General features: G+C 65.5%; 13 protein-coding genes. 9 read left to right on the top strand and 4 right to left on the bottom strand.

The features are described from left to right. Nucleotides 1–16: 16 nt before the first annotated feature. Both OG225_RS40610 and OG225_RS40605 read left to right on the top strand, forming a co-directional pair. Nucleotides 17–571: a hypothetical protein gene (locus tag OG225_RS40610; RefSeq protein ID WP_331758335.1), complete on the top strand. Its 555-nt coding sequence runs from the start codon at nucleotides 17–19 to the stop codon at nucleotides 569–571. 137 nt (nucleotides 572–708) lie between these two features. Beyond that, complete coding sequence (locus tag OG225_RS40605) at nucleotides 709–1,473, top strand: helix-turn-helix domain-containing protein (RefSeq protein WP_405183632.1); 765 nt, start codon at nucleotides 709–711, stop codon at nucleotides 1,471–1,473. 70 nt (nucleotides 1,474–1,543) lie between these two features. On the opposite strand, the gene OG225_RS40600 is transcribed toward OG225_RS40605, so the two are convergent. Then, on the bottom strand, nucleotides 1,544–2,155 hold the full coding sequence (locus OG225_RS40600) for a TY-Chap domain-containing protein (protein WP_331758328.1): 612 nt from the start codon (nucleotides 2,153–2,155) through the stop codon (nucleotides 1,544–1,546). A gap of 231 nt (nucleotides 2,156–2,386) precedes the next feature. On the opposite strand from OG225_RS40600, the gene OG225_RS40595 reads away from it, so the two are divergent. Beyond that, nucleotides 2,387–3,712, top strand: a complete 1,326-nt coding sequence (locus OG225_RS40595) for an IS4 family transposase (RefSeq protein WP_331758796.1) — start codon at nucleotides 2,387–2,389, stop codon at nucleotides 3,710–3,712. Between the two features lie 16 nt (nucleotides 3,713–3,728). Here OG225_RS40595 and OG225_RS40590 read toward each other — a convergent pair whose 3' ends face one another. After that, nucleotides 3,729–5,051 (bottom strand): DUF6301 family protein, encoded by a 1,323-nt coding sequence (locus OG225_RS40590; protein WP_331758325.1) that lies wholly within the window; start codon nucleotides 5,049–5,051, stop codon nucleotides 3,729–3,731. Between the two features lie 482 nt (nucleotides 5,052–5,533). On the opposite strand from OG225_RS40590, the gene OG225_RS40585 reads away from it, so the two are divergent. The 6 genes from OG225_RS40585 to OG225_RS40560 all read left to right on the top strand — a co-directional run bounded on the left by OG225_RS40585 (nucleotide 5,534) and on the right by OG225_RS40560 (nucleotide 15,241). Next, entirely contained in the window at nucleotides 5,534–6,646 is a 1,113-nt protein-coding gene (locus tag OG225_RS40585; RefSeq protein WP_405183631.1) for a hypothetical protein, read from the top strand. Between the two features lie 183 nt (nucleotides 6,647–6,829). Further along, nucleotides 6,830–8,617 (top strand): hypothetical protein, encoded by a 1,788-nt coding sequence (locus OG225_RS40580; RefSeq protein ID WP_331758320.1) that lies wholly within the window; start codon nucleotides 6,830–6,832, stop codon nucleotides 8,615–8,617. A gap of 76 nt (nucleotides 8,618–8,693) precedes the next feature. Next, a complete protein-coding gene (locus tag OG225_RS40575) occupies nucleotides 8,694–10,502 on the top strand; it encodes a hypothetical protein (protein ID WP_331758317.1) in 1,809 nt (602 codons plus the stop codon). A gap of 191 nt (nucleotides 10,503–10,693) precedes the next feature. Continuing rightward, a complete protein-coding gene (locus tag OG225_RS40570; RefSeq protein ID WP_405183630.1) occupies nucleotides 10,694–12,457 on the top strand; it encodes a hypothetical protein in 1,764 nt (587 codons plus the stop codon). Between the two features lie 85 nt (nucleotides 12,458–12,542). Then, nucleotides 12,543–14,366: a type IV secretory system conjugative DNA transfer family protein gene (locus tag OG225_RS40565; protein ID WP_405183629.1), complete on the top strand. Its 1,824-nt coding sequence runs from the start codon at nucleotides 12,543–12,545 to the stop codon at nucleotides 14,364–14,366. Continuing rightward, entirely contained in the window at nucleotides 14,363–15,241 is an 879-nt protein-coding gene (locus OG225_RS40560; RefSeq protein ID WP_331758308.1) for a DUF4913 domain-containing protein, read from the top strand. The genes OG225_RS40565 and OG225_RS40560 overlap by 4 nt, the downstream gene beginning before the upstream one ends. A gap of 108 nt (nucleotides 15,242–15,349) precedes the next feature. Here OG225_RS40560 and OG225_RS40555 read toward each other — a convergent pair whose 3' ends face one another. Together OG225_RS40555 and OG225_RS40550 are read right to left on the bottom strand one after the other, a co-directional pair. Continuing rightward, nucleotides 15,350–16,216: a pentapeptide repeat-containing protein gene (locus OG225_RS40555; RefSeq protein ID WP_405183628.1), complete on the bottom strand. Its 867-nt coding sequence runs from the start codon at nucleotides 16,214–16,216 to the stop codon at nucleotides 15,350–15,352. Between the two features lie 538 nt (nucleotides 16,217–16,754). Beyond that, nucleotides 16,755–17,408: a hypothetical protein gene (locus OG225_RS40550; protein ID WP_405183627.1), complete on the bottom strand. Its 654-nt coding sequence runs from the start codon at nucleotides 17,406–17,408 to the stop codon at nucleotides 16,755–16,757. Between the last annotated feature and the right edge of the window lie 40 nt (nucleotides 17,409–17,448).

Raw genomic sequence — 17,448 nt, 5'->3', positions numbered from 1 at the left:
TCGCGGGACGTCGATCATGAGGAAACGCAACGGCATTCTGCTCGCCTCCGTGGCCACGGTCCTGATCGTGGTGACCGTCGCGACCCGGCACGATAGCCGATCACCAGATACTTTTCCGTCGCACCTCTCGGGCGGGGACGCTGACCACGCGCACCTCGGTCCGCAGCCACACGACGCGTCCCCGACCACAGTGGCCGAGCAGGGCTTGGCGTTGATGTTCAGTTGGCAGCCTGTCACCGATGCCACACCGGGTTCGGCGATGGTGCGGGCACGTGCCTGGCTGACCGCCGACCTCGCTGCCGCTGCTGCCACCGACCGCTCACCTGCTCAGGTTCGCACACCGGCCGTGTGGGAGAGCTGGCGACGATCCTCCGACATCGTCACGGCCACCACCCGTGCCGACCTTGCTCCTGTGTGTGAGCACGGCCATTGCACGGTCATCGTCCATCTCACCCAAACGGTGCTCCACCGAGACGCCACCAACACGCCCTACAGCGCGTCGACGATCGCCGCCGCCACGACACGCACTCCGGACGGGTGGCGCTTGGCCGGCTACCGCATCACCAACTGACCCGCCACCTCGGGGGCACCATCGCATCAGGAGAGAGGCCAATGCCCGCGCCGGAGCACAGACCGTCTTCGAGAACTGCTGCGGCCAGGTCTGTTTCACTGTCCTTGTCGTCTGGTGCGGCGTTCGGGGATCTGTCGGTGCCGAGCCTGGGACGGTTCCTGCGTCAAGTCCGCGAATCGACGCTCAATCCGCGCACTGGTCGGCCGATATCCCAGGAGACCGCCGCTCACCGGGTCGGACTGAGCACCGCTTATCTCGTCCAGATCGAGCGAGACCTGCGGATACCGACACCTCAAGCGCTGCAACTGCTCACCACCGGCTACACCCTGTCCGCCGCGCAGATACGTCATATCCGTGAACTTCGTGACCCGCCTATTCCGGTGCTGAGCACCGAGATCATGCGGGCACGTATCCGGCAGAGCACCGCGATCGCTGAACGTCTGAGGATCCTCGACGAGGCGGAGGTCCGCGCGGCCTATTTCGACCCGTTCTGGAACCTGCTCGCCGCCAACGCTGGTGTGCACGACATGTTTCCCGGGCTCGACGGGGTAGACAACTTGGTGGTCTGGCACTTCAGCGAGCACGCCCGCGATCGCTTGGCCGACTGGGGAAACGAAGCCGCGTCGGTGGTGAGCGCGTTGAAAGCGACGCTGGGTCTGCACCGACGTTCACCGGGTGCGCGGACCGTGCTCGGCCGGTTGCGCCACGACCCCGACTTTCAGGGGCTGTGGAACCGCACGACCCGTATCAGCTATCACCGTGACCTTGCGCTGCCGTTGCGGATTCGAACCGCCCACGAACAGTCTCGGTCGCTACACGTCGAGTCCAGCATCATCGCCGAGGTCCACGGCTACATCCGGCTCTTCCAGGCGATAGCGGCAGTCACCGACACTGCTGCCTGACGCGCTGGTCCACGTCTGCCACCGTCCGGTTGCTCGACTACCCGTGGTGGATGGGCAGCGGCGGGTCGATTCAGGACCAGGGCCACGCCACCGTATGCGTGGTCGCGGCTTCTTCGATGTGGATCTCGAGATCCTCGGGTTCGCAGGACTTTCGGGCGCGTAGCGCCCACGTCACGGCCCGGGCGAGTTTGACGTAGTCGGCGAATGTGGCGGGTAGGGGCAGGTGCCTGTGCCAGGTGGGGCGGGTGTCGCTGGGCTCGTACCAGCCCAGGTGATCGGTCATGAACTGGTGATGGCTCGGCAATCGCCAGCGTGGATCGAGGAAGTCGGGGTTGCCGAGTTCGACTTCGACCGTGTCGGGGTGGGCGGTGAAGCGGGCGAACCAGTTGTCGCCGCCGCCGAGGCGCAACCTCGACCCGGTCGGTAGATCGACGACGAGAAGGGTCGCGAGGTCGTCGTGCAGTTGGATCCACGATCTGCGGGCGATATCGGACGTGGCGTGGTGCAGCCATCTCGTTCGACCGTGTTCGATGACCGAGGGACCGACGAGTTGAAGGACGATTTTGTCCGACGGATCGCGAACCACCCCGACCACGACGCCGGGCAGATCCCAGCACAGGCCCATTGTGTGGTGCAGGGTGCCGTACACGGGATCGCCGAGTGCCTCACGTAATCCGACCATGGCTGTGTGGAGCGCGCGATCTAGATACAATGCCGCGTAGTTAAGGTTGCGGGTCTGTCGTCAAGTCGATGGGCTCGGTGTCGGGTGTTGATCGGCATGTGGTATCGAATGTTGTTGATGGCCAGCATGTCTGGGTGATGCAGAACAGCGGAACTCCGGGTATTGATGGGTGTGTCCTCGCAAGACAACCTGTCGCTACCGGTCGGAGTTCCGCTGTCTGCTCAGTCTGTCATCCCCCGTGTCGTCGCGGTAGCCGAGGGCGCGTTCGCGCCCGGTCATCTCGGCGAGCTGACCCGGATCGTGCCGTTCGAGATGGTCGATGCCGTTCTCGAAGAAACCAAGAGAACCCAGCGCCGTGTCCGGGACCTGCCCTCGCGGGTGGTGGTGTATCTGCTGCTGGGGGCCGGGTTGTTCACCGAGACCGGTTACGGGCAGGTCTGGGCACGGTTGACCGCCGGGTTGCAGCAAGCGGCGCGCCCGAGCAGCTCCGCGCTGGCCCAAGCTCGGCGACGGATCGGGGTCGAACCCCTGCGGGCGCTGTTCGCGCTGCTCGCGGGCCCGCCCGCCGGAGCCCGACGGTGGCGGGGTCTGCTGGTCTGCGCGATCGACGGCACCTTGATGTCGATACCCGACAGTGCCGCGAATCTGACCCGCTATACCCACCACACCTGCAACAACGGTGGCAGCGGATATCCGATCCTACGACTGCTGACAGTCGTGGCGTGTGGCACCCGCACCCTCATCGACGCCGTGTTCGGACCGGCCGGAATCGGCGAGACGACCTACGCCCCCGACCTTGTCCGCTGCCTGCGCCCGGGCATGCTCCTGTTGGCCGACCGTAACTTCGCCGTCGCCGCTCTGATCGCCGCGATCGCCGACACCGACGCGGATCTGCTGATCCGCTGCAAGAACAACCGCAGACTTCCCCCGATCCAGCGCTACCCCGACGGCTCCTACCTCACGATCCTCGCCACGGTGAAACTGCGTGTCATCGACGCGGAGATCGCCGTGACCGGCACCGGGAAATATCGAGCCAAGCGTCGCGTCGGACGCTATCGACTACTCACCACCCTGACCGACCACGATGCCTTCCCCGCCCGCGATCTCGTCGAGCTCTACCACCAACGCTGGGAAATCGAGACCTGCTACCTGGAACTGAAATCCAGCATTCTCGGTGGACGCGTCCTACGCGCCCGCACCCCCACCGGCATCGAACAGGAGCTCTACGCCCTGCTCATCACCTATCAAGCCCTGCGGTCGGCGATCGCCGACGCCACCACCAACCACCCCACCACCAGCCCCGACCAGGCAAGTTTCACCATCGCCCTACACGCCGCCCGCGACCAAGTCATCCACGCCGCGGGCGTCATCACCGACACCACCATCGACCTGATCGGCCGAATCGGACGCGCCGTCCTGGCCGACCCACTACCCCCACGCCGAACCAGAATCAGCCCACGCGTGGTCAAACGCGCCAACTCCAAACACCAAGCCCGAACAGGCATCGACCGCACCAACTACCAAACCCAAATCAACATCCAGATACTGCCCGGTTGACAACCAGACAGAAGCCCTAACTACGCGGCATTGGATCTAGATACCCGTCGTAGTGGGCGTATCCCGGGTCCTCGAGGTCGACGTCACCGAAATCGTCACTGATGGTGACCTTGACCGTCTCCAGGGTCTGGCCTGCCAGCCAGAACAGCGCACCCATCCAGCCAGCGGGGAGGTCGGTGTCGGCATAGACCTGACGATCGGATCCAGGACTTGAGTGGATAGACCACCCGAGTTGATGGGCGAACTGTGCCACGTCGACGGCAGTCCAGGTCCAGGGAAATGTCGAGGCCACACCGATCACCTGCAGGGCACCGGCGATGTCGAGGGTGATCTCGTCGTTCCAGTCCGAGCGGGTCAGGTCTGTGCCGTGCTCGTGGGAATCGGTGCGTTCGAACGGCTGCGGGCGGTCGTCGGCGGGACGGATCGAGTCGGTGTAGAGGGGGCGGTAGCCAGCACGCCAGGCTTGGGGATTCAACTGGGCAGGGGACTGAACGCCCATCGCCACGAGTCCGGCGACAGCGTGCCCGGCCAGGTCGAGATATCGGGTCGCCTCGATCAGTAACGGATATTCACGTATCCAGTTCTGGGAGGGATCGGCCGGTAGCGTCCAGCCGTTTTCGGTAAGGATGTCGGCGACCAAGGTGCCGTATCTGTACTCGGCGTCGACGTATTCGGCCCTGCTCAACTCCACCACCAACCCCTCGGAGTGCTTGAGGAACTGGACGTAGCGGTTCCCCGGCGCTTCGATGATCAGCACCGATTCGAAGCGGATGTCTTCGAGGAAGCGAGCCAGGGATTCGGCGTAGCGGTCCCACTGGGTCAACCCCGCACGCCGTGTCACCCGTGCGCGATGGCGCTGCTCCCAGAATTGTTGGCAGAGGGGACTGACCAGCATCAACTCGACCGCGTGGCGTGAGGTCACCACACCGAACGTCAGCTCCGGCGTCGCCCAGCGTGGCCCGTAGTCGCTGCCCAACGGTCCGAGGGTGGGTGCACCGAGCAACTCGGTGAGCCGATCGGTCAGCCGCTGCGCGGCTTCGGTGACCGCCCGGGCGGTGCCGTCTTCGAACTCGTCCGGACGGTCGGAGACGACCACGTGCACGCATTGCAACGCGGGGCCACGGTGCCAGAAGATGGCCGGAGCCCCCAATACCGCGAGCGGTATCGCCGAGAACAACGCCCGTGACGGGCCGTCCTGGATCTCCGCGGGCGGGCTCCACCGCACGGTATCGGCGAACCGCGCAGCATCCGGGGACGTCCAAGTCCAATCGAACGACAATGCCGCCCCGACGATCTCGACCGTTCCTGCGATATCCACCCGTACCGGAATCCCTGCCACGACCGCGACGCTAGCGCACCCCACCGACCAACCGTGTCCAGCGCCACGCACCAGAACTTCCCCCGGCCCCGTCCGGCCCGGAATCGGCAGCGCCGTATAGATATCGGCTGCGGCGACCGGGGATACCGCGACAGTGCGCGGTAACGGTTTGTACCGATGCTGGCCAGCATCGGTACAAACTGCATCGGCTGCGATGCTGGCCTGCTCGCGCCGGATTGGGTGTGATGGATGTGAGGACCAACATCGGCCCGTGACAACCAGTTTCGGTTTATCACGCGGTCCCCGAACTGGGTCGCTGTTGAGTCCTCACCCACTCTTTCGAACCACGGCCGCGAACGTCGCAGATCATGAGCCCGTCGGTTCGGTGCCATCCCCTGCTGCCATTCGCGCGCCAGCTGTCCGTGGGATCGCCGAACATCGACGGCCCGGAAAGCCATTGGGAGTCTTCGGTGAGCGAACCAGTCGACGAGATCACCCACTCGATGAGCGCGGGCTTCATCCAGGGTGTCAACCGGTCGCGTGCACTGGGCGATGCACTGCGGGGCGTTCTCGCCGACTCTCGATCAGCAAACGCCGACTCTCGATCAGCAAACGAAAGTGTGCTGCGGGCTGCGCTATCTCAGGCCCGAATCGCCGCCACGGTCTTGGAGGCAGATCAGAAGACCCAGCGACATGACCTCGACGTGGCCGGCAGGTACCGAGAGCAGCAGCGCCGCGATGAAGAACTGGAGTGGAAGCGCGATGCCAGCGTCCAAGCCAGCGCCCGTGAAACCGGGTTCACCAGCGCCCGCATCGGAGAAGTCAACCTGCGCGGGCGAAAGGTCGTGTTCGACGCCTTTCTCAGTGCACTGCAGGACGAGCGCCGAGCGGCCGAGCACAAGGCCAACCTCGACCTCGCCAACGCACGCACAGCTACGGCGCGAACCGAAGAAGAGATCAAGGTCGCCGAATTCGTGGAACGCCAAACCGACCGCGAAGCCGCCCGAGAGTTCACCGAGAAGAAGAACACGGCAGACCTGGACCTACGGACGAACCGGGAGACCCGGGACCAGCAGCGCCACGACCTCGAGATGCAACTGACCCAGCAACGCATCGACAAGCTACAACGGGCAGACGAATTCCAGACCGGCATCGCGCATCAGAACTCCGGCCGCAAGGCCAGCTACGAAGCCGCTGCGGGATACGCCGCCGCCGAGGGCAGCGCCGATCAGGGAGCCGAACAACAGCAACGCGCTGATGCGTACCGCGAACGGGTGGCCGCCGACGCGGAAATTGACCCGGACACCTTCACGACACAAGCGCAGTCCGACGCATCGGGCCCCGCCCCGGATCCCGAGTTCGTCGAGGCGGTCGCGACCGCCGCAGAGGATCTCACCGCACGCGAGTTCCTGCGGGATCGGGACGGCGAACAGAAGTCCTCCGAACCCGGGGTCGAGGACGGGACATCGATCGGGGAGACCATCAGCTCCGCGGTCCCTTCGCCAGAGGCAACCGCCGCCGCCGGAGTGCAACCCGGCGCCGCCGTATCCGCCGAACGCGTCATGCCGATTCCGGCTCTCGGCGCGGAGGCGGAGAACGGACCCGGCGCGACATGAATGCGGCCGAATACACGGTCGGAGGACACGGTCCAGCTTCGCCGCCGGACAGCGAGAACCGACCACGAGAACAGTTATTGCCCAACGGCTTTCATGAGAGCAGCCGAGGCAGCCGTACGACCAGCCGCGGTGTTCAGAAGGCTCCAGGTTCATCGTCGCCAAGAGGAATCGAGGAAAAGCGAGATGGTCGATCCCAGCAACACAGCGTTCCGGTGGGTACGCTCGCGCATCCGGCCCGCCGGCACCCGTCAGCATCTGGCATACCTGTTCGTCGTGGTCGCGATGCGACGCGGACTCGCCGGAATCGCCGCGCATCACCGACGAATCGACGGCGCGCCCGAAAACGTCCGTGCCACGCTGCAGACCGAGGCCGAACGTCGGCTCCTGGACTGCGACTTCGATTGCGGTCGTGAGGAACTCGCAGATCTGTTACGCACGGCGGTCCTGTGGAGCGGAACGTCGATGATCGCCGCCGAACTGTTGTCCCGCCTCGCGCGCCACTACCGCGACGAAGAAGGTCTGATCATCGACCTCGACACCGGAGTCGTACAGCTCGACGGATCCTTCGACGGCGATACCGAGCAGAAACGTCGACTGAACACAGCCCACCGAGGATTCCAGGATCGAGCGCGCGCCGTGGTGGCGCAACTGCTGTCCACCTCGACTGCGCTGGATACAGACGTCCTCGAATATCAGCTGCGGCCACCGACGTCGGTCGAGATGCGTGAGGTACTCGATGCCGACTTGCGCAGGCTCGGAGTCGGCGAGATCGAGCGCCGGACAGCAATATTCGTGCTCTCCTACCTGAGCAACACCACCATCGCCGGGCTGGACTATCGGAGCCATACCCCGGTGTTGGTCGACCCCGGCGAGGAAGTCAAATCCGCGGTGGTGCGCGATATCGCACGCTTTGCCGACCGGGGGCTGCCGTGGCCCTCGGAGGCGGATCGCCAGCGCTGGCAGCGCTACACCACCGCGATCTTGCGTCCAGCCGACCGCGCTCGCGCGATCAGTACCCGCAGCGAAGCCCTCGCGCTTCCGGGACAGGGAGTGTCCGATGGTTTGTGGCCGCGGTCCACCGACCGGCGAGCCTTGACGCGGTTGCTGTTCACCTACCGTGAGCGGTTGCACGCCGCGACCGGCATCGCCGCAGACCTGGCGGTGGTGACCGAACCGGGTCACCGCGATTGGGACTTCGTCGAAGCTGCGGTGACCGGTGTGGAACGCAGCCGCGAGTTGCTCGAGCGCGCCATCGATGAGCGCGGCCTCGCCCTTCTCGATATCGAGAAGGTCCGGTTGGCCAACACGATGACCTGTCTCGATCTCGGTGAGACGACGCTGGACCGGTTGGTGTTCGTCGGCGAACACGCGATGCGAGACGCCGAGCTGGATCGCCTACGTGATTTCGGTGATCGACTCGCCCAGACCGGCGCCGAGGAGATCGCCGCCGCGATCCAGACGGCCGGGCTACACGACAACGGCCCGGGACGTGACCGCGCCCCGCTCGCCCTGCTCGAGCCTGCCATGGTCGCGATGTTGTTGGCATCGGTAGCCCACGCTGAAGCGCCCGTCGAGGATCTCGCTCGGCTGAGCGCTGCCCTGGAACAGCGCCTGAGCGATACACAGCTACCGGGGGTGACCGCGGAAGCGTTGCGTCACACGATGAACGCGGTGACCTCGCGGGTCGAACGCCACGGCGTCGGGGTCCTCGGGTGCCGGTCAGCATGGGATCAACGCATCACCGAGGTATGCGCAGCCCGCGACAACGCCACCTTGGAATTCGAAACAGTCGTCGTTGCCGGTGTCTCGCTCCGCTCGGGTGTGTGCCCCCCGGCGTCCCATCTCACGGCCGCGCTCATCGGCGACGTCCTGCCCGATCAGGTCGACCGCTCCGGGCACGTTCCGCTGACGACCGTGCCCGACATCGTCGCCTCGCAGGGGCCCGCGACGGAAACGGTGGCAGGGCGATGACACCGGCCCACACCGCACCAGCAACACACACCGTCGCCGCTGTGTCAGCTTCGAGCAGTGCGGCCGGTGATCGACGATGACCGGGTTGCTACAGATCAAGACCGAATCGGTGCGGCTGGGGGCACGTCCGGTCGGCATACGTCAACAGCTGAGTTACCTGTTCGTCGTCGCGGCGTTGCGGGAGGCGTTCGCGGCGCTGGGGGCGCATCGGCACGTGATGGCAGAGGCATCCGAACAGGTCCGTTCGGCGCGCGCAGCTCAGGCCGAGGCGCGCTTGGCGAGGGTGAGGTTCGACGCTGCGGGGGAGTGGGTGGCGCACGCGCTGGGAGAGGCCGTGCTGTGGAGCGAACACTCCCCACCGGCGGCAGAGATTGTCCGGGACCTGACCCGGCACTACCGCGAAGAACACGGTCTGATCATCGACGTCGAGTCCGGGATTGTAGAGGTCGACCCCGAATTCTCGAGCGAGGTCGAGCAGAATCGCCGCCTGTCGATGGCCCTCGACGAACGCCAGCGTAGAGCACGCACCACGGCCGCAGCGATCGTGGAACGTTACTGGCCGCGCCTGAGCGAGCACGTGATCGGCGCGCTGTGGGTGCCGGTCGGCCGCGCGCGTCGTGACAGGCTGCGTGCTCAGCTCGCCGAGCGCGGAATTGCTGAGTTGGTTTGTCGGACAGTTGTTTTCGTTCTCGCCTATCTCAGTGGCAACACCTCCGACATGAGCTTTCTCGAGGAAGCGCCGCCGCTGATCGATCCGGGAGAGGAGATCAAAGCGGCTCTGGACAGCGACCTCGCGCAGATGAGTCGCCCGGAACAGGAGTGGGGATTCGGCGGCGCACCCGATTGGACCGAGCGCTATCCGTGGTGGGAATCCGCCACCGCGTTACTGCGTACACCCGACCGTGCTCGTACTGATGCCGCTCGCACCGCAGCGATACAGCAGTCGGTGGCCGTGTCGGCACTGTGGCCCGACCACACGGATCGGGCGGAACTGGGATATCTGCTGACCCGCTACCGCGAGCAGCTCGACAGTCTCACAACGACGGCGCATCACCTGGTCGAGCAACCCGCCACCATCGACGACGCCGCATGGGATTGGGTACAGGACCAACTCACCGGACTACGAGACACACGAGAATCCCTGGACGCCGTGTCAGTCCAGAACCGGGGGCTGCTCGAAATCGAACAGATCCGGCTACGCCAAGCGCTACATGTGTGCGACCTCGGCGACATCTACGTCGACGACGCGGTATTCGTCGGGTCGCTCTATCAACGCGGCCGTGACCAGAAACGACTGTCGCAGCGCGGTGAGGACTGGGCCGAACTGTCGGCTGCCCTGATCAATGACGCGCTGTTGGAGGCAGGCAAGGATCACGGCGACCTCGCCCTGGACTTCGAAGGCCCCGACGAGTACGCCGACCTCGACGAATGGTCGATCATGGTTCGGCTCTCCCGGATCGCGCACGGCGACCCCGATTCCGAGCAGAGCAGCCACGAATTGGTCGCAGCCGTGGACCGGATCATCGCCGACCACGCGATCAGTGAACAGGCCACCGCCCTGGTACGCGGCCAACTCCATGGATGCCTGGGATGGGCGCGAGCCGAAGGCGACCACCTCCAAGTCTGCCGGACAGGCTGGACCGAGCGCCTGTCCACCGTGTGTGCAGCACGCGACGCAGGCCAACTGCACTTCGGGCTCCTCGCGCCTGAGCCGATACACCTGCAGAGCAGTCCAGGGATCGAGGTCGGCGACCGCGACCAGCGCTCGATCATCGGTGCGGCGATACCGCACGAGATCACCCGCCACTCCCACCTCGACCCGCACGCCTCGACCGAGCAGGCCGCCCAAACCCGTCCCGGCACCGAACAAGGCGCACAGCCGTGACACCCCTGCATTCCGCGCACAGCTCGGCCACACGACGCACGACCCGCCCGGGGCGCTCAGGATCCGCTGACGCACGGCGCAATTGATCAGGCACCGGCCCACCTGCGGGCTGCTGTCGACCAGCCCGGCACTCGGGCAACGGAAACCACAGCGAGATCGGGACCTCGCAGCACCGGAGAGAGGTGACCTCAGTGAGCCAAACCCAGGATCAGAATGCCGGCCTGGAAGCCTCCCGCCGTGGCCCCCGCGGAGCACGCCAACAGCTGGCATACCTGTTCGTAGCGGTCGCCCTGCGTGAGGCGGCCCGCGGAGGCGTGATGCGCAGGCAGGCGATGGCAAGCCTTACCGCGCAGGACCGCGCTGCCATGCGCACGGCGGTGGAGGGCCAGTTCCTGGTCCCACGTACAGAAGGCGGGCGTGAACAGGCTGCTGACCAGCTGCGTATTGCGTTGATGTGGCGCGACACCTCCAGCGTGGCCGCACGGCTCGTCGAGGACCTCGTTGCCGACTATCGGGTCGAGGAAGGGCTGATCATCGACGTCGAGGCGGGCACCGTCGACGTCGATCCTGCTTTCGACGCTCCCGCCCAGCAGAAGCGTCGAGCCTTGACCGTGCAGCACAACCATCACCTGGAAGCCGTCTTCACGGCGCTGACGTTGCTGCGCCGGTCGTCGGAATCACTACCGACAGGGGTGGAGTCCGCGCTGGTGGTGCCGGCTTCTCGTGCCAAGCGGGTCGCGCTCACCGCCCGGCTCCGCGAGCTCGGTGTCGGCGAGTCCGACAGTAAGACAGCGGTATTCGTTCTGGCCTACCTCAGTGGCGAGACCGCGGATCTGGACTATCTGGTCGAAGCGCCGACTCTGATCGACCCCGGCGAAGAGATCAAACCCGTGGTCGCAGACGCCCTCGCCGACCTCATACGCCAAGTGGACACTCCCGCGCTCGACCCCGACCGGTGGACGGCGCTGACCGGCCTGCTGAGCCCGGACGACCGCGAACTGGCCGATACGACACGCACCGCGACCCTCACCGGTACTCGGCTACAGCCCATCCCGCCCTGGACCGACCTCAACGTAGACCGCCGCGCGCTGTCGCGGCGGGTGCGGGAATACCGTGACCAACTACGCACCGCAGTTTCGTTCGGCGCCACGGTCGCCGCGTCCCCGCACATCGACGATCGGGACTGGGAAATGGTCCAGGGCCACGTGGCAGCGATGCTGAGCAGCCGTTCCTGGATCGAGAAGGACCTCGCTCACTCCGGGCTGCTCGGAATCGAAGACACACGACTGCGCCATGTCATGGACCTATTCGACGCCGGCGACATCCGAGCGGATCGGCTGCTGTTCGTCAGCGAACTCGCCCTTCGCGAGACCGACCTCTCCCTTCTGAACGGTCGAGCAGAACGGATCGCCACCACAGGCGCGGCCGCCATCACCAATGCCTTGGACAGCCTCACCGCACCCGAGAACCGCACGGCCGCCACGGCGCGACCTGCCACCCTGGACCAAGAATCCCTCACCTGGCAGTTGTCCGCCATCGCCAACGGTCATCCATCGAGCGCGCAGATCTCAGCGGAACTGACCGGCGAGATCAGCAAACTATTGACCGAATCCAGAGCCTCCGAAACCACAGCGACCGTAATCACCAGCGAAACGAAGGCATGGCTGCAACAAGCAGACGGTCAAGGACAGCAGATCGTCGCCTCCAGCACGGCGTGGTCGATGCGCATCACCGAGGTCTGTGCCGCCCGCGACACCGCCAGCATCCGGTTCGCCGGGCGTGAACTCGGGTCGCCGCCGGCACAAGCCTCCGCGAGCGTCGATCATCACGCGGGCTCGCTCATCGTGGCTGCTCTCCCAACGGCCACCCACCGCACCGCGCCCACCTCCATCGATGCTGACATCGACGGCAGGACATCGACAGATCCCGGTGTCGAGGCGGAGGCGCAGCTATGACCGCACCTGCAGTCGAGCAGCGCCGTCAGGTTCGGTGGCGTGATGCGCTCCCAGGCGAGACACCCTGTGTGGCAGGCGGTGTCCGGTGAGTACGGGACGAGAGACGCGGCGACGTTCGACGTCGGGTATGGGCCCGGAAATGGCGCGGCTTCTCGTGGCGTTGGCGGTGATCGGAGCCGGTCTCGGTGTGTGGGCGGCGTTGAGTATCGGCAGCCTGGTCGCGGGGCAACCCGTGAATTGGAACCCCACCGCCGCATTGCTGGAGGTCTTGTTCGGTAGCCGGTCGTGGCCGTGGCAGTCCTGGCTCGTCGCGATCCTCGAAATCGTCGTAACCGCCACTGTCGTGATCATCTGGCGGGGTCGGCGCACCGTCGGGCCGTCGGTGGACTCGGCGGCGCGCACCATGCAACGCCCGAAGGATCTGCGAGTGGCGCGGGTGGCCGACAACGCGGCCGCGGCGCCCCGCCTGCTCAAGAACGCGGGCACCGACATCCAGGCGATGAAGGGACCACTGCTCGGATACACCGTCGCAGGCAACCTCGCTCTGCACGTCCCGGCCGAACTGGGGGTGTTCATCGAGGCCGGTACCCGCACCGGCAAGACCATGGTGTGGGCCATCCCCGCCGTACTGGCAGGGTGGGGGCCGGTCGTCGCGACCTCGAACCGCCCGGACCTGTACCGGCACACCTGCGCGGCACGACGCGAACGCGGGCAGGTGTGGCTGTCGGACCCCCAAGCCGTCACCGGCCGCGTCGAGATCGGGTTCTGGGTCGACCATCTCCGCCATGTCGATTCCTTGTCCGCGGCACGGAAGTTGGCGTCGTTCTTCGTGTCGGCGTCGAAAGAGAAAGACGCGAAGATCGACGCGTACTTCGACGGCGGCGCCCAAGACCTGCTGGCGACCTACATGCTGGCCGCGGCCTGCGCGAAGGGAGACCTGCTGCACGTCGCGGACTGGCTGGGATCCGACCAGGACCAAACCCCGGCATTGATCCTGCGCCACGCCAAGAAATATCGGGCCGCCCGCCGCGTCACCGAATACCAGGCCCTCTACGCGCGCCAACGTGACGGCCTCTACGACATGGCGCGACGGTTCCTCAACGTACTGTCCGACGAGGTGTACGCCTGCATGGTCATCCCACCCAGGCGACGCACCATCAGCGCCTACGAGTCCGGCGAAAAGGTCGTGGTCAAGGCAACCCTGCAACACGAGACCATGCACGACCTGCCTGAGTTCGATCCCCGAGCCTTCGTCACCTCTACCGACACCCTGTATGCGTTGAGCATGGCCGGACCCGACTCGGCCGCACCCTTGACCGCCGCGCTGGTAGGGCAACTGTTGGAAGCATCGCTGGCCGTGGCGAGAGCCCGCCCGGACGGGAGGCTGACGGTCCCGATGCTGGCCGTACTCGACGAGGCCGCCAACTGCTGCCCGATCGCCGCACTGCCCAACTACTACACCTACGCAGGCGGACACGGCGTCATCCTGATGACATTCCTGCAAGTACTCGAACAAGGCGAAGACCTGTGGGGCGCCAACGGATTGAAAACCATTCGCGCCCAAGCCATCGAGGTCTACGGCGGCGGCATCGGCGAAACCGAATTCCTACAGCAATGGTCACGCATCGCCGACGAACACGACGTCGCCGACCACTCCTACAGCATCGGCCCGGGCGGCCGTAACCGCACCGTGAACTGGCGCGCCGAACCGAACCTGTCCGTCGCAGACCTCGCCGCCCTACCCAAATCCCGCGCCGTGGTGCGCCTACCAGGACACAAACCGATCCTGATCCGCAAGGTCACCTGGTCCGAAACCGAATACGCCGACCACGTCCGGGCCTCCCTCGCCGAATTCGACGACAACGACGACCCGTCAGAAACCCTGGCGGTCAAAGGATTCACACTATGAACGCACCCGCATCAGCACCGCAACAGGGCACCGAGGCACCGAAGTACGCCGACTTCGTCACCTTCGCCGAGAACTGGCTGCTGCCCGTCGTGACCGTGCGGCTGGCCGAGAACCGCCGCGAGAACACCTTCACCTGGTGCACCCAATGGTGGCGACACCGCGCGGTCACGGTCCGCGTCGCGCACCTACACCGAGCGTTCGAAGCCGCCCGGATCCGCAAGGACGGCGCCGCAGTCAACTCCTACCTGCTCCACCACGTCGATGCCCACTTCCGACGAATCCTCGACGCCGCCAACGGGCCCCTGCACGCCTGCACCCGCGCCCAGCACGTCGCGTTGGCGTCACTACCATTCGATCCCGTTCCACTCGGATGGTTCGGCCCCGAAATCAGCAGGACAAAACCCCGCGCCACCGAAGCCGAAAACGCAGACACGCCGCCCCCTCCGCCGATGCGGTTCCCTGTCTTCTTCGACTTCGTCGAACAATGGCTGCTGCCCGTGATCTCGGTGCGACTGGTCGGCAAGAACCGCGAACAGACCTACACCTGGTGTCGCCAATGGTGGCGCCACCGCGGCGTCGCAATGCGCTTCGCCGCCCTACACACCGTCTTCGAAGCCTCACGCCTGAGCGAAGACGGATTGGCGATGAGCAGCCTGTTCACCTCCCACATCGACCCACAGATGCAGCACATCCTCGACGCCGCCAACGGACCCCTGCACCGCTGCACCACCGAGACCCACGTCGAACTGAACGGTTTGCCCCACGCCGTGATCCCTCCGGCTTGGTTCGGGCTCCCCGACACCGAAACACCGGTCGAGGACCTGGGTTTCGGCCCCGACTTCCGCGCCATGAACCCGCGACTGCGCCGCACCTGAACAAGTATCGAGACAGTCCCATGCTGAGTTCACCGGTGTCGGGCGGTGCGGCGTAGCACGCGCCGGGTTGTCGGTTGAGGAGCGAAGGAAAGTTACGCGGTCCCTACCTCATCGACTGGGCGGGGGCGTGAACCCTTCGGGCCACCGAGTGTCGTTGTCGTACATCGTGCCGGTGAGGTTCGCGTCGGTGAGGTTCGCGTCGGTCATATTCGTATAACGCAGGTCGACGCCGGCGAGGTTCGCGCCGGTGAGCTTCGTGTTGATGAGGGTCGCGCCGGTGAGGGTCGCGCCCGTGAGGTCGGCGCCGATGAGGTGAGCGTAGGTCATATCCGCGTAGCGCAGGTCGACGCCGGTGAGGTTCGCGTCGGTGAGCCTCGCGTTGGTGAGATCTGCGTGAATCAGGTTGGCGCCGATGAGGGATGCACGGTGGAGGAACGCGACGGCCAGGTGCGCGTTGTCGAGATCCGCGCCGGACAAGCAGGTCCTGCGCAGGTCCAGCGGTACCAGCGTTCGGTCGACGGTGTCGTGGACGACTTCGCGACGGCCGATAACCGTCAGCGCGGTTTGGATGTCGGCCGGTGGTTCGTCAGCCGGTGATTGGGGGGTTCCGCACGCGGATGCGGTGGTTTGGGTGCGCAGGAACGCCGCAAGTACCGCGAACACCGTCGGATGGTCGGCGGGTGAGTCCTTGGCGAGCCGTTCGAACAGGTAGATGCCCGAGATCCGGACACTGATCTTGTCCGAGGCCAACTGATCGGCGGCCAGCCGGAACCGGTCGGTGACCGCGGTCTGTTGAGCCAGACTGATCTGGCTGTTGGTCGCTCGTAGCGACTGCCCGGTGAACCACAGAGCACCGATCGCCGCGCCCGACGCCCCGAGTGTGCCCACAATCGTCGCCAGTGCCGCGACCTTCACCCACCCCGGCCAGTGCAGTAGTCGCCCGAACCGCCCAGTCGCTGCGGGGGGATCCGACACCGGTGGGGGTTGTGGCCGGTCGGGCGGAGCCGGTGGCCTCATCGAACGGCCACGGCGCCGCGCTGGACTGGTCGGCCGCCTGGGCGGCACGCCTCCCGTCGTCATCGTGATCTCCTCAGCCGCATCAACCGTAACTGTCTGACGAGCACCGACTGAATAATGGCAGTCCTGGTCCTACTATGCGACGAAACGAAGCGGTTTCCAGTTAGCGACGCGGCCGACGCTACCGACAGCGCCCCTATCGCGACCGACGCAGCTGGACCGGCCACTTGTGGCATGTCCGGTAAATGGGACCACCTGATGGTCTGGTCCCTTTATCGAGGACCGGTCACCTGCGTGACGAGCAGACCAGCGTTATCGTGGACTGCTCGTCGCCGAGGGCCTCGGCGTAGGCCAACCGTGAGTGGTCATTCGAGTGCGATGTGCAGGTAGGTGCATCCGAACGGACGGATTTCCGAACTCGGCTGTGACTCGTGGGGAAAGGGGGTGGTGTTCCCGCGAGTCTGCGCCCGGGGATCGTTCACCGCGTCAAGTTCAGCTAGTTCACCGGGTCGATGAACGCGACGTTGGTGAGGCCCACGCGAACCAGTTCCAAGTTGGTGTGGGCCTGCCCGCCGCCGAACTCCGCAAGTTCCACGATCAGTGTGTTGCGAAGGTCGTCGTCGCTCATTTTCCCGATGGCGGCATCATCGCGGATACCCGCCTGGCGGATGAACACAAGTACGGCACCGGCACCGGCGAGGTCGTCGTCATTGAGCGACTGGTAGTGACTCACGGACTGATCGGTTCGGTTGGTCAGCTCGGTGATGAGCGTGTTCCGCTGGTCTTCGCGCTTCATGGTGTTCAGCTGCCGGTAGGTCCGGAACCGTCCGATTTGCAGGGCACCGCGAATATAGGTTTTCCGTTTCCCCAACCCCACGAGTACCAGTTCCGAATTCGTCAGACCCTGAAGTTGCGGGACGGAGACACCTGTCTGTAAGTTCACCTCGACAATCAGTGTGTTGCGAAGATCGTCATCGCTCATGCTCTCGATTTCCAGGTCCGTGCGGATACCCGCTTGACGGATGAACACAAGTACGGCACCGGCACCGGCGAGGTCGTCGTCATTGAGCGACTGGTAGTGGCTCACGGACTGATTGGTTCGGTTGGTCAGCTCGGTGATGAGCGTGTTCCGCTGATCATCGAACCTCATCTGCTTCAGACTGCGAAATGTCCGGAACCCGCCAATCTGC

The sequence above is a fragment of the Nocardia sp. NBC_01377 genome (genome assembly GCF_045040005.1).
GTDB classification, from domain to species: Bacteria; Actinomycetota; Actinomycetes; order Mycobacteriales; family Mycobacteriaceae; genus Nocardia; species Nocardia noduli.
This window is presented reverse-complemented; position numbering and strand designations above follow the sequence as displayed.

Coding starts and splice junctions, on each gene's coding strand:
- OG225_RS40550 (WP_405183627.1), bottom strand. CDS start 17,408: ATGAGGTTCGATGATCAGCGGAACACGCTCATCACCGAGCTGACCAAC.
- OG225_RS40585 (WP_405183631.1), top strand. CDS start 5,534: ATGAGCGCGGGCTTCATCCAGGGTGTCAACCGGTCGCGTGCACTGGGC.
- OG225_RS40575 (WP_331758317.1), top strand. CDS start 8,694: ATGACCGGGTTGCTACAGATCAAGACCGAATCGGTGCGGCTGGGGGCA.
- OG225_RS40600 (WP_331758328.1), bottom strand. CDS start 2,155: ATGGTCGGATTACGTGAGGCACTCGGCGATCCCGTGTACGGCACCCTG.
- OG225_RS40560 (WP_331758308.1), top strand. CDS start 14,363: ATGAACGCACCCGCATCAGCACCGCAACAGGGCACCGAGGCACCGAAG.
- OG225_RS40580 (WP_331758320.1), top strand. CDS start 6,830: ATGGTCGATCCCAGCAACACAGCGTTCCGGTGGGTACGCTCGCGCATC.
- OG225_RS40610 (WP_331758335.1), top strand. CDS start 17: ATGAGGAAACGCAACGGCATTCTGCTCGCCTCCGTGGCCACGGTCCTG.